The organism is Dryocola baronae (genome assembly GCF_051297175.1).
Classification (GTDB): Bacteria; Pseudomonadota; Gammaproteobacteria; order Enterobacterales; family Enterobacteriaceae; genus Dryocola.
This window is the reverse complement of the sequence record NZ_JBINNY010000001.1, coordinates 2,057,841-2,073,613: the sequence shown is the minus strand read 5'-3', so window position 1 is coordinate 2,073,613 and position 15,773 is coordinate 2,057,841. Positions and strand designations below refer to the sequence as shown.

Here is a 15,773-nt window from a genome sequence, read left to right as displayed (position 1 = left end):
CGCCGCTCCAGCTGCCCGTGGCAGGCTGACGGCTTTTGTTTCAGGTTGTGGTTATGACGTCGCAAACTCCCGCTTTTCGCACCCTTCCCTGGCAGCCCGACGCTGTTCAACGCTATTTTGCGCCCCTGGCCGACGAGCCGTGGGCGATGCTTTTACATTCGGGTTTCGCCGATCATCCGCACAACCGGTTTGATATTCTGGTCGCCCAGCCCCGTGCTACGCTTGTCACGCGCGGGCCGCAAACCGCCTGCACGATCGAGGGCGTCACGTCTGAGCATCTCGACGATCCGCTGTTTTTACTGCAGCAGACTTTGGACAGTTGCGGGCTAACGCCCAATGCCCATGCGGATTTGCCGTTTTTAGGCGGCGCGTTGGGGCTGTTCGGCTACGACCTGGGCCGTCATTTTGAAAAAATCCCGCAGCGGGCGCAAGCCTCGATCAACACGCCTGATATGGCGGTGGGGATTTATGACTGGGCTTTGATTGCCGACAATCAGCTTCAGCGGCTGACCTTACTGAGCTGGGGCGATATTTCTATACGTCTGGCCTGGCTGGAGTCACTAACCGTTCCGCCGCGCGAAACTTTCCGCCTGACCAGCGGCTGGCGGTCCAATATGACCCGCGAGCAGTATGGACGTAATTTCCGTCAGGTACAGGAATATCTTCTGAGCGGCGACTGTTATCAGGTCAATCTCGCCCAGCGGTTCAGCGCCGCCTACGCCGGGAGCGAGTGGGAGGCGTTTCAAAAGCTCAACGAATCCAACCGCGCGCCGTTTAGCGCCTTTATACGTCTGCCCGAAAGCGCGATTCTGAGCCTTTCTCCGGAACGCTTTATTTTGCTGGAAGGCAAAAAAATCCAGACTCGCCCTATTAAGGGCACGCTGCCGCGCCTGGCCTGCCCGCAGGAAGATGCGAAACAGGCCGAAAGGCTGGCAGGATCCCCTAAAGACCGCGCGGAAAACCTGATGATTGTTGACCTGCTGCGCAATGATATTGGCCGCGTGGCGGTGCCCGGCAGCGTGCGCGTTCCCGAGCTGTTTGTCGTTGAGCCCTTCCCTGCGGTGCACCATCTGGTCAGCACTATTACTGCGGATTTACCGGAAACTTTACGCGCGACGGACCTGCTGCGCGCCTGTTTCCCCGGCGGGTCGATTACCGGCGCGCCAAAGGTTCGTGCGATGGAAATCATCGAAGAGCTGGAGCCGCAGCGGCGCAACGCCTGGTGCGGCAGCGTTGGCTACATCAGCTTCTGCGGCAATATGGACACCAGCATCACCATCCGCACTCTCACCGCTGAAGACGGCAGGCTATACTGCTCTGCCGGCGGCGGGATCGTCGCCGACAGCACCGAAGACAGCGAGTACCAGGAAACTTTTGATAAAGTTAATCGAATCCTTCCCCTACTGGAGAACTGATGCATGTCCGGCTCGTCCCTGACGCTGAACGATTTTTTATCCCGCTTCCAGATGTTACAGCCCCCCGTCACGCGTTTGACCGGCAACAGGCGGCAGGCCGCCGTTCTGGTGCCGATTGTGCGCCGCCCCCAGCCGGGCCTGCTGTTGACGCAGCGTTCGCCGCTGCTGCGCAAACACCCCGGCCAGGTCGCTTTCCCAGGCGGAGCCGTTGACAGCACCGATGCCTCACTTATTGCGGCAGCCCTGAGAGAAGCCCACGAAGAGGTTGCGATTCCACCCGATTCGGTCGAAATCATCGGCATGCTTCCCCCGGTGGACAGCGTGACGGGTTTCCAGGTCACGCCGGTGGTCGGAATTATCCCTGCGGATTTGCCCTATCACGCGAGCGAAGACGAAGTTTCTGCCGTTTTTGAGATGCCGCTCATGGAGGCGTTGACCCTTGGGCGCTATCACCCGCTAGACATCCATCGGCGCGGCAACGCCCACCGCGTCTGGCTTTCCTGGTATCAGCACTATTTCGTCTGGGGCATGACGGCAGGCATTATCCGCGAGCTGGCCTTACAGATAGGTGTGGAACCTTGATCACCCTTTAATTGTGCCAAAGAGCCTATATTTAGTAGAGAGTCTTGCTAAGAAGAAGCTGATATTAGGTGTTTTATCGTTAACCATTAGTTTAATTCATGTGAATAGTTTACTCAGGTAAGCAATAAATTTTTAAACTAGCGACCAGCCAATTTATAGCATCATATTTTACAAACGCGGTGCCTCAGAGGAGTTTTAGTGTGATTAGCATATTCGACATGTTTAAAGTCGGCATTGGGCCATCCAGTTCCCATACCGTCGGGCCAATGAAGGCCGGCAAGCAGTTTGTCGATGATCTGGTCGAACAAGGACTGCTGGAGAGCACCACGCGCATCGCCGTGGACGTCTATGGTTCCCTGTCCCTGACGGGCAAAGGCCACCACACCGATATCGCCATTATTATGGGCCTCGCCGGCAACCAGCCGGACAACGTTGATATCGACGCCATCCCCGGCTTTATTCGCGACGTAGAAACCCGCGGGCGCTTAATGCTGGCGCAGGGACGTCACGAAGTTGATTTCCCGAAAGATAACGGCATGCGTTTTAGCAGCGACAACCTGCCGCTGCATGAAAACGGCATGACCATCCACGCCTACAGCGGCGACAAAGAAATCTACACCAAAACCTATTACTCGATTGGCGGCGGCTTTATCGTCGATGAAGAACACTTCGGCAAAGATGCCGTCGATGAAATCGTGGTGCCCTACTCGTTCAATTCCGCGCAGGAAATGCTCCAGCACTGCAAGGACACCGGCATGTCCCTGTCCGGCGTGATCATGCAGAACGAACTGGCGCTGCACAGCCGCAAAGAGATTGAAGAGTATTTCGCCAACGTGTGGAACACCATGCGTGCCTGTATCGATCGCGGCGTGAATACCGAAGGCGTGCTGCCTGGCCCGCTGCGCGTGCCGCGTCGTGCCTCCGCGCTTCGCCGCCTGCTGGTTTCCAGCGACAAAAACTCCAAAGACCCAATGAACGTGGTTGACTGGGTGAACATGTTCGCGCTGGCGGTTAACGAAGAAAACGCCGCCGGTGGACGCGTAGTGACGGCACCCACCAACGGTGCGTGCGGGATCGTGCCTGCGGTTCTGGCCTATTACGATCACTTTATCGAATCTGTCAGCCCGGATACCTACATTCGCTACTTCCTGGCTTCAGGCGCGATTGGCGCGCTGTATAAAATGAACGCTTCTATTTCTGGCGCAGAAGTGGGCTGCCAGGGCGAAGTCGGCGTGGCCTGTTCTATGGCGGCCGCGGGCCTTGCTGAAATCCTGGGCGCAAGCCCTGAGCAGGTGTGCGTAGCGGCGGAAATCGGCATGGAACATAACCTCGGCTTAACCTGCGACCCGGTTGCCGGTCAGGTTCAGGTACCGTGTATCGAGCGTAACGCCATCGCATCCGTGAAGGCGATCAACGCCACCCGCATGGCGATGCGCCGCACCAGCGAGCCGCGCGTTTCCCTCGATAAGGTTATCGAAACTATGTACGAGACCGGGAAAGACATGAACTCGAAATACCGCGAAACCTCACGCGGCGGCCTGGCAATTAAAGTGCAGTGTGATTAATTAGCGGGCGCTTGTCAGGTGGATACGCGACTGCGGCATCCACCGAATCGTCGGGTAGCGGCCAGCTCCTTACCCGACAACAATCCCATCATTCTTACCAAGCAAAGGCCTGACATTCCTGCCGCAACGGAAGGCGTATTCTGCGCCTCCAGCGATAACTTCGATATTCTGATCAAAGGCAAAGGCGGTCGCTGTTCGATGCCGCATCTGTGCATCGATCCGGTCGTGATCGGGGCAGACATAGTCACCGCGTTGCAGCAGATCGTTGCGCGCAGGCTCGCGATGCGGGCGTTGAGATTAAGTGGCAGCGCGGCTACGAGGTGGGCAACAACCATGCCAGCGCCCGCGCAATCGCCCGCGAGGTCATTAGCAACATTTCCCTGCCGGGACGCTTCAGGAGGTGACGGCCCCGCCGTTCGGCGGCGAAGATTTTTCGTCATACCAGGAACACGTCCCGGAAGCGTTTTTACTCGTCGGTTCGCGCAACGAGGAAAAAGGCGGGGAGTGGAACGTCCATAATCCTCACTTCCTGCTGGATGAAGATACCCTGCTTGCCGGGGTAAAAATGCATTAAGGCCTGATTTCACGCCTTTTTTGCGCGGTTTAAAATAATCTCCCGGTTTTATCCACTTTTGGCAGGGTAAAACCGGGTTCCTGCTCGTCGTTAACGCAATCCCCCACTACACTTTGTATGTTCTGTGTGCCGACATTGGCCGCAGTTCTGAGCAAAGGTGACCAAGGATGCAGACCGCGCAACGCATAATTAAGAGGTATCGCCGCAGGCGTTTTGTTGTCTGCGCCGCGTTAGCCGTGCTGGTCCTGTTTCTCACCCTCAGCGTGCGCTACGTCGCCGAACGTAACCTGAATGAGCAACGCCAGCTGGCGTTTAACTCCCGCGCTATCAATACGCTTGAAGGTATTCTGACCCCGCTCGAGGACGTCAGCGCCGAGGTTTTGACGCTTGTAGGCCAGCCCTGCGAAACCGCGCAGCTGCGGATACGCGAGCATGCCGCAAGAATGCAGACGGTGCGCTCTATCGGCCTGATCAAAGACGGCATTTTGTACTGTTCGAGCATTTTCGGCGCGCGCAACGTGCCCATTTCGATGCTTCAGCCGCGCCTGCCCGCGGCTTCTTCCCTGCTTCTGCTGTCCATCGACCGTTCGCTGCTCAAAGGCACGCCGATTTTGATTTCCTGGCATCCGCTCGCCAACGGCAGCCAGGACGGCGTAATGGAAATCGTGAATATCGAGATGCTAACCGGGCTGATGCTTGAGCCGGAACGCCCCTGGGTGGCCAGGGCGGTGCTTAACGTGGCGGATTCGCATCTCGAATATGGAAAAGGGCTGCTGGCACGGGTGGACGTCGACAGCGGGCTGGTGAGCCACGAAATGGCGTCAGAAAAATTTCCCTTCTCGATCACCACCATCGGCCCCTCTGCCGGCGATTTAGCCCTTAAAAATCTGCCAACCCAGCTGCCGCTGGCGCTGATACTAAGCATGCTGATCGGCTATATCACCTGGCTTGCCACCGCGAACCGCATGAGCTTTTCCTGGGAGATTAACCTTGGCCTTGCCGCGCGCGAGTTTGAGGTTTTCTGCCAGCCGCTTCTCAATGCCCGTAGCCAGCAGTGCGTTGGCGTTGAGCTGCTGCTGCGCTGGAATAACCCGCGCCAGGGCTGGATTTCGCCGGACGTGTTCATTCCCCTTGCCGAGCAGCAAAACCTGATTGCCCCGCTCACCCGCTTCGTTCTGGACGAAGCCGTGCGCCACCTTGATATGTTCCCGGCATCAAAGGATTTTCATATTGGCATTAACGTTGCCGCCAGCCATTTTCATAACGGCGAAATCATTGACGACCTGCGGCGCTACTGGTTCCCGGCGCATCCCATTCAGCAGCTTACGCTTGAGCTGACGGAGCGTGACGCGCTGCCGGACGTCGATCATCGGGTGGTGCGCGATTTGTACCGGCTTGGGGTAAATCTTGCCATCGATGATTTTGGCACCGGGCAAAGCTCGCTGGCCTATCTGGAAACGCTCAATCCCAACGTGCTGAAAATCGACAAGTCGTTTACAGCCGCTATCGGCACGGACGCGGTGAACTCAACCGTTACGGATATAATTATCGCGCTGGCGCAGCGGCTGGGGATTGATTTAGTGGCGGAGGGGGTGGAAACGCCGGAGCAGGCAGAATATCTGCGCGACCACGGCGTGAATATCTTACAGGGGTATTTATATGCCCGGCCAATGCCGTTGAAGGAGTTTCCCCGCTGGCTTGAGGGCCGCTCGCCGCCGCCCCCTCGCCATAATGGTCACGCTATTCCCGCGATCCCACTGCGCTGAATTACTCTTCTTCATCCTCGTGCGGGTCACGTTCTTTCACCACGCGCACCAGGTCCACGCGGTAATCGTTGGCTTCCATAATCTGGATGCTCAGCGGCGCAAACTCTATGACATCGCCCGGTTTCGGGATTTGACCGTTAACCGCGATAACCAGGCCTGCAATGGACGCAATGTCTTCTTCATCGTTGACCAGGTTGTTGATGTCAAGATGCTGCTGAAGCGCGTGCAGATCGGTGGAACCTTTGACCAGCCAGCCGTCGCCGTCGCGCACGATTTCCGGCGTTTCGTCGGCGTCCGGGAATTCACCGGCAATCGCCTCCAGCACGTCCAGCGGCGTAACCAGCCCCTGCACCACGCCAAACTCGTTGTTGACGATGACGAAGCTGCCGCGAGCGCGGCGCAGCACGCCCAGCAGGTTGATTGGGTCAAGGGTTTCAGGCACCACAATGGCCGGCGTTTGTGAGGCAATCGCCGTTACGTCAGCGCCTTTATCCAGCGCCACCAGCAGCTCTTTCGCCCGCACGATGCCGATGATTTCGTCCAACTCGCCCCGGCAGACCGGGAACAGGCTGTGCGGCGACTCGAGGAGCTGCTCGCGAATTTCTTCTACGGACCTGTGCGCATCTACCCAGGAAATTTCCCCACGCGGCGTCATGATGCTGCGCAGCGAGCGGGATGCAAGTGTCAGCACGCCGTTGATCATGTAGCGTTCTTCCGCCGCAAAGGCTTCCGCTTCAATCGGCGTGATGGTCTTGCTTTCGTCACGCTCCACGCGCTCCTGACGTTTGCCGTTCATCAGGCGCAGAATCGCGTCAGCGGTACGCGCGCGCAGCGGGACGTTCGACTGGTGGCGAATGAAATTATGACGCGCAATTTGGTTAAACAGTTCGATGATGATCGAGAAGCCGATCGCCGCGTACAGATAGCCTTTCGGAATATGGAACCCGAAACCTTCTGCCACAAGGCTAAGACCAATCATCAACAGGAAGCTAAGGCAAAGCACCACAACCGTCGGATGCTGGTTGACGAAGTTCGTCAGCGGCTTGGAGGCCAGCAGCATCACACCCATCGCAATAATAACCGCGGCCATCATTACCGGCAGATGGTTGACCATACCCACGGCGGTAATCACCGCGTCGAGGGAGAACACCGCGTCTAGCACCACAATCTGCAGTACGACTACCCAGAAACTGGCATAGCCCTTTCCGTGTCCGTCGCCGTGCTGGCGATTTTCGAGCCGTTCGTGCAATTCCGTCGTGGCTTTGAACAGCAGGAAAATACCCCCGACCAGCATGATGAGATCACGCCCGGAGAAGGTTTTGTCCATCACGCTGAACAGCGGTTGGGTGAGCGTCACCATCCATGAGATTAATGACAGCAAACCGAGTCGCATTACCAAAGCAAGGGATAAACCGATAAGTCGGGCTTTATCACGTTGTTTTGGCGGCAGTTTATCCGCAAGAATGGCGATAAATACCAGGTTGTCGATCCCCAGTACGATCTCCAGCACGACAAGCGTCAGCAAGCCCGCCCAAATTTGGGGGTCCATTAAGAATTCCATGACAGACTCCGGCAGTGGGAATGGCTAAACGGCACCGCATGAATCATGGGCGCAACACTTTGAATTGAATGAATAAACGGACGGGAAACGTCGCGTTGCAGGACTGAGGCTACAGTCCAAAAAGTGAAAAGACGTCGGTGACGGTCCATACAGTGGGCTACTGCCCTATACTCCTTGGTAATTAAACAAGAGCTCAACATTATCAGAGCAAAAGCGCCTTTTGCAAAGATTTACCTGTCTTTGCAATTTTTCTGCAACCTGCGCAGGTCATATTTTGCGCCTCAATCTATTGAAAACGTAACAAAGTTAAATTACGGATCTTCATCACATAAATTATTTTTTCACTGTCTAAAATAATTCCGGCAAATGAGTGGAACTTTCTTAACCCCTTATCTGAATCGATTCTTATCTTCGAAGCAGATTATTAAAAACATTCGTAAGGATGTTGCAATGACAAACACAGGAGGTAGCAAGTGACTATTGCTATTGTCATAGGCACGCACGGCTGGGCAGCAGAACAACTGCTGAAAACCGCCGAAATGCTATTGGGCGAGCAAGAAAACGTTGGCTGGATAGATTTCGTTCCCGGCGAAAATGCCGAGACGCTGATCGAAAAGTACAACGCACAACTGGCGAATCTGGACACCAGCAAAGGTGTGCTGTTTCTCGTCGATACCTGGGGCGGCAGCCCTTTCAATGCGGCAAGCCGTATTGTCGTCGATAAAGAGCATTACGAAGTCGTGGCTGGGGTTAACATTCCGATGCTCGTCGAAACGCTGATGGCACGTGATGACAATCCTTCCTTTGACGAGCTGGTCGCGCTGGCGGTAGAAACCGGTCGCGAAGGCGTGAAAGCGCTGAAAGCTCAGCCTGTTGAAAAACCTGCTCCGGTCGCGGCGGCGGTAGCACCTAAAGCTGCGGCTCCGCTAAAACCAATGGGTCCAAACGACTACATGAACATTGGCCTGGCCCGCATCGATGACCGTTTAATTCACGGTCAGGTGGCGACCCGCTGGACCAAAGAAACTAACGTAACCCGTATTATCGTTGTCAGTGATGAAGTCGCAGCCGATACCGTGCGTAAAACGCTGCTGACTCAGGTTGCGCCTCCGGGTGTGACTGCACACGTAGTGGACGTGGCGAAAATGATCCGCGTTTACAACAATCCAAAGTACGCAGGCGACCGTGTGATGCTTCTCTTTACTAACCCAACCGACGTTGAGCGCGTCGTGGAAGGCGGCGTGAAGATCACTTCTGTCAATATCGGCGGCATGGCGTTCCGCCAGGGTAAAACCCAGGTGAATAACGCAATTTCCGTTGATGAGAAAGATATTGAAGCCTTCAAGAAACTGAACGCGCGCGGCATTGAGCTGGAAGCCCGTAAAGTTTCAACCGATCAAAAATTGAAAATGATGGATCTGATCGCGAAGGTAAAAAGTTAATTACGAAGTGATTACCTGATTCTACGTTTTGCTCAGTTTTTACTCTTAAGTCTCACGTTTAAGGAGAAGTACAATGGAGATTACCACTCTTCAGATTGTGCTGGTGTTCGTCGTAGCCTGTATTGCCGGTATGGAATCAGTGCTTGATGAATTTCAGTTCCACCGTCCGCTTGTCGCCTGTACGCTGATTGGTCTCGTACTGGGTGACATGAAAACCGGTATTATTATCGGCGGTACGCTCGAAATGATCGCGCTGGGCTGGATGAACATCGGTGCCGCCGTGGCTCCCGATGCCGCGCTGGCGTCCATTATCTCAACCATTCTGGTTATTGCCGGCCACCAGGGCATCGGTTCCGGTATCGCACTGGCTATCCCGCTGGCAGCAGCAGGACAGGTACTGACCATCATCGTTCGTACTATCACCGTAGGCTTCCAGCATGCGGCGGATAAGGCAGCCGAAAAAGGCAACCTCTCTGCCCTTTCCTGGATTCACGTTTCTTCCCTGTTTTTACAGGCCATGCGTATCGCTATCCCTGCCGTTATCGTTGCGATTTCTGTCGGTACCAGCGAAGTACAGAACATGCTCAACGCCATCCCTGAAGTGGTTACCAGCGGTCTGAACATCGCCGGTGGCATGATCGTGGTGGTAGGTTACGCGATGGTCATCAACATGATGCGCGCGGGCTACCTGATGCCGTTCTTCTACCTGGGCTTTGTTACCGCCGCGTTTACCGAGTTCAACCTGGTTGCTCTGGGTGTGATTGGCGCCGTTATGGCCATCCTGTACATCCAGCTGAGCCCGAAATACAACCGTTCCGCAGGTGCCCCGGCACCAGCAGCCGGTGCTAACGACCTCGATAACGAATTAGATTAATAGGTGAGCGAAATGGTTGATACCACCAAAACAACGACTACCGAGAAGAAACTCACACCGGGCGACATTCGTGCCGTGTTCATGCGTTCTAACATTTTCCAGGGGTCATGGAACTTCGAACGTATGCAGGCGCTGGGCTTCTGCTTCTCAATGATTCCGGCGATCAGACGCCTATACCCTGAGAACAACGACGCGCGCAAACAGGCGATTAAGCGTCACCTTGAGTTCTTCAACACCCACCCTTACGTAGCGGCTCCGGTCTTGGGCGTTACGCTTGCGATGGAAGAGCAGCGTGCGAACGGCGCAGAAATCGACGATGGTGCCATTAACGGTATCAAAGTTGGTCTGATGGGGCCGCTGGCAGGCGTGGGCGACCCAATCTTCTGGGGTACCGTGCGCCCCGTGTTTGCAGCCTTAGGTGCAGGGATTGCCATGAGCGGCAGCCTGCTTGGCCCACTGCTGTTCTTCATCCTGTTTAACGCCGTGCGTTTGCTGACCCGTTACTACGGTGTGGCATACGGATACCGTAAAGGTATTGATATCGTGAAGGATATGGGCGGCGGCTTCCTGCAAAAATTGACCGAGGGGGCGTCAATTCTCGGCCTCTTTGTCATGGGGGCGCTGGTTAACAAGTGGACGCACGTTAACATACCGCTTGTGGTGTCGAAGATTACCGACCAAACCGGCGCGGTGAAAGTCACCACCGTGCAGACTATCCTCGACCAGCTGATGCCGGGCCTGGTACCGCTGCTGTTAACCTTTGCCTGTATGTGGCTGCTGCGTAAGAAAGTCAACGCGCTGTGGATCATTATGGGCTTCTTCGTGATCGGTATTGCGGGTTATGCTGTCGGCCTGCTGGGTCTGTAATTAACAAATGAATACAACCGGGGCTCCTGCCCCGGTTTGTTGAAGACAAAGAGCCGAAAACGTGGTTTTCGACTCTTTGGTGTAAACCAGTAAACATTATTCTTTGCTTTTATCACCACGAAACGCTGTGCTTTTAAAGCCAAAGTTTATGCTAATGGTCTGGCCGGGGCTCCTGCCCCGGTTTTTTATTGATTGAAAACGGAAGGTGTCATGACGTTAACGGATGTTGTATTGCTGGTGTTTATCGTTCTGCTGCTCGGCTGGGCCATCTATGACGAATTTGTTATGGACAAACTGAAGGGCAAAACGCGGTTGGCTATCACCCTACTGCGCAGAAACCGCATCGACAGCACGATCTTCGTCGGGCTGGTGGCTATCCTCATTTACAACAATGTCACGACGCACGGTACCGTGTTAACCACGTGGTTATTATCTGCACTCGCGCTGGTCGCTATTTATATCTCCTGGATTCGCCAACCTAAGCTATTGTTCAAAAATGAAGGTTTTTTCTTCGCCGGCGTTTGGATTCTCTATTCCCGTATAAAAGAAATGAATTTATCCGAGGACGGCGTGCTGGTAATGCAATTAGAACAGCGGCGCCTGCTTATCCGCGTGAAGAATATAGATGACCTCGAAAAAATTTATAAACTTCTCTTTGCAAGTCAGTAGTTTAAAAAGATAGCAAACTCTATATTTTTTAATCGATTTGGCTATTTTAAAAACATAGCCAAAGCTATTTCCGGCTAAAGCCTGTGCTTATTTATTAACGTTCTGATTACTTTAAAATTTAAATGAAAATCGTTATCATTTGCAGGGATAATAGTCAATATCAATTATTGTTTTATATTCAAAAAATATGTTAAGGTTGCGCCCGTCGTTGGGGAGTAGCCGATTTTCACCAAAGTGAAAATGTACATGTCAACATACTCGTTCGAAGAACGTGGCGTGTACGACTCAGTTTTGAGTAGGCGAGACCATAGGCACGTAACCCTCGTTAGTTGGGGATGGGTGACGTGTATATGGATATCCCCAACTGAGGCGCTGTAATGAATCTCTCCGCAACTATTCTTCTCGCATTTGGCATGTCAATGGATGCTTTCGCTGCATCAATTGGTAAAGGTGCCTCACTGCACAAACCAAAATTTTCTGAAGCGCTGCGTACCGGCCTGATCTTTGGCGTGATTGAAACCATCACCCCGCTGCTGGGCTGGTGTCTTGGCCTGCTGGCAAACCAGGTCATATTAGAGTGGAACCACTGGGTGGCCTTTATCCTGCTGGTATTCCTCGGCGGGAGAATGCTCATTGAAGGCTTTCGCGGCGGCGATGAAGATGCGCCGAAACTGCAGCGCCACGGCTTTTGGCTTCTGGTCACAACGGCCATCGCCACCAGTCTTGATGCAATGGCCGTTGGGGTTGGCCTCGCCTTCCTGAAAGTGAACATCATCGAAACCGCGCTGGCGATTGGCTGCGCTACGATGATCATGTCCACCTTAGGAATGATGGTTGGCCGCTTTATTGGGCCGTTGCTAGGCAAACGCGCAGAAATCCTCGGTGGCCTGGTGCTAATTGGTATCGGCTGCCAGATTATGTACAGCCATTTTTACCCGTAATTCAGGCCTCGCGCCGCCATACCCGCACCACAAAATCAGTTTCGCAGGCAAACGCCGTTTCCGCCTTCAGCGCCTCCCAGACCTCAGGGCGGGCGCGCCAGGCAAACGGCGTCATTTGCAGCAGCGCTATAGCTTCATCCCCTTTTAAGCTCATCGGCCAGCCAATCTGCTGCGTTTGTTCTTCAACGAAGCCCGGCAGGGATTCAGTTTCCGCCGAGTGCAGCATCACTTCCTGATAAATCAAACCCTTAAGCTGCATCAGATGACGAGGCGCGGGCGTTGCGGTAATGACCAGGCCGCCGGGCTTAACTACCCGCGCCAGCTCCTCCGCTTTGCAAGGTGCAAAAATTCTTACCACCGCATCAAGGCTACGATCGCCATACGGCAGGCGATGGCTTGAAGCAACGCAGAACTGCACCTGCGGATAGCGCTTCGCCGCGTAGCGAATAGCGACTTTTGAAACGTCCAGCCCCCAGATATTTTCAACCTTACCTGTCAGCGCTTCGGCAAATCCGGCGGTGTAGTAACCTTCACCGCAGCCGATATCCAGCAGCGCTGCGGGCGAGGCCGCCTGTAAAACGTTGCTGATTGCGTCGCGCAGGGGCTGGTAGTGCCCGGCGTCTAAAAACGCGCGCCGTGCCTGCATCATTTCACTGCTGTCACCCGGATCCTTAGAGCGCTTATGCTGCACCGGCAGCAAATTCACGTAGCCCTCTTTCGCCTTATCGAACCGGTGCCCCTGTGGGCAGAGATAGCCGCGTTCCTCGGCGGCAAGGGGGGAATGGCAAAGTGGGCAAAGATAGGACATGGTGGCTCCGGGTATCTGTCGAGGGCGCAAGTGTAACGCTTACGCCCCGCGACGAAAAGCGGCTACAGCGCGGGAGCCGCGCCGTTTGTCTTATTCAACACCACCAGGTTTTCATCTCCCGGCGGTAAACCGTCCGGCTCGACGTTTTCAAGCCGCAGCACGTCGCCCATTATCTGGCTAAACACCGGAGCAGAAACCGCCCCGCCGTAATATGCACCGTTGGACGGATCGTTGATCACCACCACCAGCGCAAAACGAGGGTTGCTGGCGGGCGCCACGCCTGCGGTGTAAGCAACGTATTTGTCGATGTACCTGCCGTCATCGCCAATCTTCTTCGCCGTACCGGTCTTTACCGCCACGCGGTAGCCGCGCACCGCCGCTTTTGTCCCACCCCCGCCCGGCAGCGCGACGCTTTCCATCATGTGCTCAACCTGATGAGCAATCCGATCGGACATCACTCGGCTTCCCACGACCGGCGGATCGACACGCGTGATCGACAGCGGCCTCGAGATCCCAAAGCTGCCGATGGTGGCGTACACGTGCGCCAGCTGTAACGGCGTGACCATCAGGCCGTAGCCGAACGAGAAGGTCGCCCGGTCAAGCTGGCCCCAGCGCTGGCGATGCGGCAGCAGGCCGCTGCTTTCACCGGTCAGGCCAAGGCCGGTCGGCGTACCGAAGCCAAAGTTTTTATAGGTATCCAGCAGCGCCTGAATCGGCATGGCCAGCGACAGGCGGGAAACCCCCGTATCGCTCGATTTTTGTAAAATACCGGTCAGCGTGAGCTGCGGATAGAAGCCAACGTCACGGATCCGGTGGCCGTCGAGCATATAGGGATGGGTATCCACCACGCTGTCCGGCTGCACGATGCCCTGCTTGAGGGCGGTCATGATGACCATAGGCTTGACCGTCGAACCGGGCTCGAAGGTGTCGCTAATAGCGCGGTTGCGGAAATCATTCAGCGTCGCGCCGTCGCGGTTGTTAGGGTTAAAGGTCGGGTAGCTCGCCATCGCCAGCACTTCGCCGGTATTAACGTCTATGACCACCGCTGCGCCCGAATCGGCTTTGTTCCAGGTAACGGCGTTGCTCAGCGCATCTTCCGTAACGGTCTGTAGCCGCTCGTCGATGCTGAGCATGATGTTGTGCGCCGGGCTTGCGGGCGTTTCCGTTATGTTTTCGATAACGTGGCCGTAGCGGTCTTTGCGCACCAGCCGCTCGCCCGAAACGCCGGTCAGCTGGCGGTTGAAGCTTTTCTCAATGCCTTCGATGCCCTGATCGTCGATGTTGGTAAAGCCCAATAAATTCGACGCGACGTGCCCAGCGGGATAAAAGCGGCGCGACTCTTCGCGCAGTGAAATGCCGGGAATATTAAGCTTTTCTATCCAGGCCGCCTGCTGCGGGTCAAGCTGGCGCGCGAGATAAATAAACCGGCTGCGGTCGTTGCGGTGGATACGAGCGGCGATTTCGCTAAGCGGGGTATGCAGCGCGTTCGCCAGCGCCAGCCATCGGCTGTTGAACTGCACGCCGCCCTTCTCCATGATAGTTTTGGGATCGGCCCAAATCGCCTCGACAGGAACGCTTACCGCCAGCGGGCGCGCATCACGGTCTTCAATCATGCCGCGCGGCACCACGATGGGCTTTTCGCGCAGCGAACGCATGTCTTCCTGCTTGACCAGATTGTCAGGGGAAATAATCTGAAGCCAGGCCACCCTGCCCAGTAAAAAGACAAGGCTGAGCAAGATCGCCAGACAAAGCAGGCCAAAACGCCACTGGATGAAATTGCCCACGAGCGCGGGGGTAATTTTCCTCACAATCAATCCTTAGCAAAACATAAGCGATTGAAAATTTAACCAGATTTTCGCTGCACTTCGTGCGGGAGGAGTGCTACATCCTTCGAAGGATTGCAACAAGAGGCAACGTAGAGAGGGTTTTAGTCACACTTTGAAAGATGATGAGTTTATTTCGTGCATTAAAAAGCCCCGCGACGAAGGCGAGGCTTTTAACTCAATTAGGCGTTTGACGCCTGAGCCTAATTCAGCTGAATTAGATGGCAGTCACGTTAACTGCAGCAGGGCCTTTCTGGCCGTCCTGGATTTCGAACTCAACGTTCTGGCCTTCAGCCAGAGTTTTGAAGCCGTTACCCTGGATTGCAGAGAAGTGTACGAACACATCTTTGCTGCCGTCAGCAGGAGTAATGAAACCAAAACCTTTAGACTCGTTGAACCACTTAACTTGACCTTTAATCTTTGCCATTTTGCAAATTCCTTAGATTGTTTTCTTCGCCCGCAGGCATAACTTAGATAAAACAGAGACGTTACTGCTTGAGGCACTAATATAAGGCTCGGCAGAGAAGCGGTATTCAACGACAACGTGTTTACTCAGGACTTCTTTACTGAAAATGCCACACATAAACAGAACTGTACCTCGTTTAACCCAAAGTGTTATCACATACAACGTAAACAATGGCAAGCCATTTTTAAGCACGTATCGATCTGCCGCACAGAATCCAAAAACCACACATTTGATCACTCAATTTAATACGTAGTTTATGAATAAAACACTTGGTAAACATTCAGCCACCAGAGCGCCTGTAGCGGCAGTCTACAGACAACTTTTTTACCATAGCTCAAAGGCTTCACTTCGTCCAGGTGAACGCTAAAAAAGTCATCCAGCAAGACATTATCCTTATGACTTTTCATGCATATCTATGCA

Annotated in this window: 15 protein-coding genes and 1 riboswitch; of the genes, 10 read left to right on the top strand and 5 right to left on the bottom strand. The window is 54.6% G+C overall.

The features are described 5' to 3' along the window. The first annotated feature begins 53 nt into the window (after positions 1 to 53). The 5 genes from pabB to ACSPHG_RS09715 all read left to right on the top strand — a co-directional run bounded on the left by pabB (position 54) and on the right by ACSPHG_RS09715 (position 5,902). Positions 54 to 1,415, top strand: coding sequence for an aminodeoxychorismate synthase component 1 (gene pabB, locus ACSPHG_RS09735; protein ID WP_435953270.1), 1,362 nt, complete (start codon positions 54 to 56; stop codon positions 1,413 to 1,415). 3 nt (positions 1,416 to 1,418) lie between these two features. Then, positions 1,419 to 1,997, top strand: a complete 579-nt coding sequence (locus tag ACSPHG_RS09730) for a CoA pyrophosphatase (RefSeq protein WP_435953269.1) — start codon at positions 1,419 to 1,421, stop codon at positions 1,995 to 1,997. 200 nt (positions 1,998 to 2,197) lie between these two features. Continuing rightward, on the top strand, positions 2,198 to 3,562 hold the full coding sequence (sdaA, locus tag ACSPHG_RS09725; RefSeq protein WP_435953268.1) for an L-serine ammonia-lyase: 1,365 nt from the start codon (positions 2,198 to 2,200) through the stop codon (positions 3,560 to 3,562). A gap of 400 nt (positions 3,563 to 3,962) precedes the next feature. Beyond that, on the top strand, positions 3,963 to 4,136 hold the full coding sequence (locus tag ACSPHG_RS09720) for a hypothetical protein (protein WP_435953267.1): 174 nt from the start codon (positions 3,963 to 3,965) through the stop codon (positions 4,134 to 4,136). 167 nt (positions 4,137 to 4,303) lie between these two features. Then, entirely contained in the window at positions 4,304 to 5,902 is a 1,599-nt protein-coding gene (locus ACSPHG_RS09715) for an EAL domain-containing protein (protein WP_435953266.1), read from the top strand. Between the two features lies 1 nt (position 5,903). Here the strand turns inward: ACSPHG_RS09715 and yoaE are convergent, their stop codons facing one another. Further along, a complete protein-coding gene (gene yoaE / locus ACSPHG_RS09710) occupies positions 5,904 to 7,463 on the bottom strand; it encodes a CNNM family cation transport protein YoaE (protein WP_435953265.1) in 1,560 nt (519 codons plus the stop codon). A gap of 473 nt (positions 7,464 to 7,936) precedes the next feature. Here yoaE and manX point away from each other — a divergent pair, with 473 nt between their 5' ends. The 5 genes from manX (at position 7,937) to mntP (ending at position 12,256) form a co-directional block, all read left to right on the top strand. Beyond that, positions 7,937 to 8,905, top strand: a complete 969-nt coding sequence (manX, locus tag ACSPHG_RS09705) for a PTS mannose transporter subunit IIAB (protein WP_435953263.1) — start codon at positions 7,937 to 7,939, stop codon at positions 8,903 to 8,905. Positions 8,906 to 8,978: 73 nt separating this feature from the next. Continuing rightward, positions 8,979 to 9,779, top strand: coding sequence for a PTS mannose/fructose/sorbose transporter subunit IIC (locus tag ACSPHG_RS09700; protein ID WP_435953262.1), 801 nt, complete (start codon positions 8,979 to 8,981; stop codon positions 9,777 to 9,779). A gap of 12 nt (positions 9,780 to 9,791) precedes the next feature. Continuing rightward, a complete protein-coding gene (locus ACSPHG_RS09695; RefSeq protein WP_435953261.1) occupies positions 9,792 to 10,646 on the top strand; it encodes a PTS mannose transporter subunit IID in 855 nt (284 codons plus the stop codon). A 210-nt stretch (positions 10,647 to 10,856) separates the two neighbouring features. After that, the gene (locus tag ACSPHG_RS09690) at positions 10,857 to 11,315 is read left to right on the top strand and encodes a DUF986 family protein (RefSeq protein WP_435953259.1); all 459 of its coding nucleotides are present in this window, start codon (positions 10,857 to 10,859) and stop codon (positions 11,313 to 11,315) included. 198 nt (positions 11,316 to 11,513) lie between these two features. Next, positions 11,514 to 11,683: riboswitch (yybP-ykoY riboswitch) on the top strand. Positions 11,684 to 11,692: 9 nt separating this feature from the next. Beyond that, on the top strand, positions 11,693 to 12,256 hold the full coding sequence (gene mntP, locus ACSPHG_RS09685) for a manganese efflux pump MntP (RefSeq protein WP_435953258.1): 564 nt from the start codon (positions 11,693 to 11,695) through the stop codon (positions 12,254 to 12,256). A 1-nt stretch (position 12,257) separates the two neighbouring features. Here the strand turns inward: mntP and rlmA are convergent, their stop codons facing one another. The 4 genes from rlmA to ACSPHG_RS09665 all read right to left on the bottom strand — a co-directional run bounded on the left by rlmA (position 12,258) and on the right by ACSPHG_RS09665 (position 15,470). Then, positions 12,258 to 13,064, bottom strand: a complete 807-nt coding sequence (gene rlmA, locus ACSPHG_RS09680) for a 23S rRNA (guanine(745)-N(1))-methyltransferase (RefSeq protein ID WP_435953257.1) — start codon at positions 13,062 to 13,064, stop codon at positions 12,258 to 12,260. A gap of 62 nt (positions 13,065 to 13,126) precedes the next feature. After that, positions 13,127 to 14,875 carry a peptidoglycan glycosyltransferase FtsI gene (gene ftsI, locus ACSPHG_RS09675; protein WP_435955988.1) on the bottom strand — a complete coding sequence of 583 codons (1,749 nt, stop codon included), beginning with the start codon at positions 14,873 to 14,875 and terminating at the stop codon, positions 13,127 to 13,129. A gap of 229 nt (positions 14,876 to 15,104) precedes the next feature. Then, on the bottom strand, positions 15,105 to 15,314 hold the full coding sequence (gene cspE / locus ACSPHG_RS09670; RefSeq protein ID WP_001062678.1) for a transcription antiterminator/RNA stability regulator CspE: 210 nt from the start codon (positions 15,312 to 15,314) through the stop codon (positions 15,105 to 15,107). Positions 15,315 to 15,326: 12 nt separating this feature from the next. Next, positions 15,327 to 15,470, bottom strand: coding sequence for a DUF2627 domain-containing protein (locus tag ACSPHG_RS09665; protein WP_271123094.1), 144 nt, complete (start codon positions 15,468 to 15,470; stop codon positions 15,327 to 15,329). Between the last annotated feature and the right edge of the window lie 303 nt (positions 15,471 to 15,773).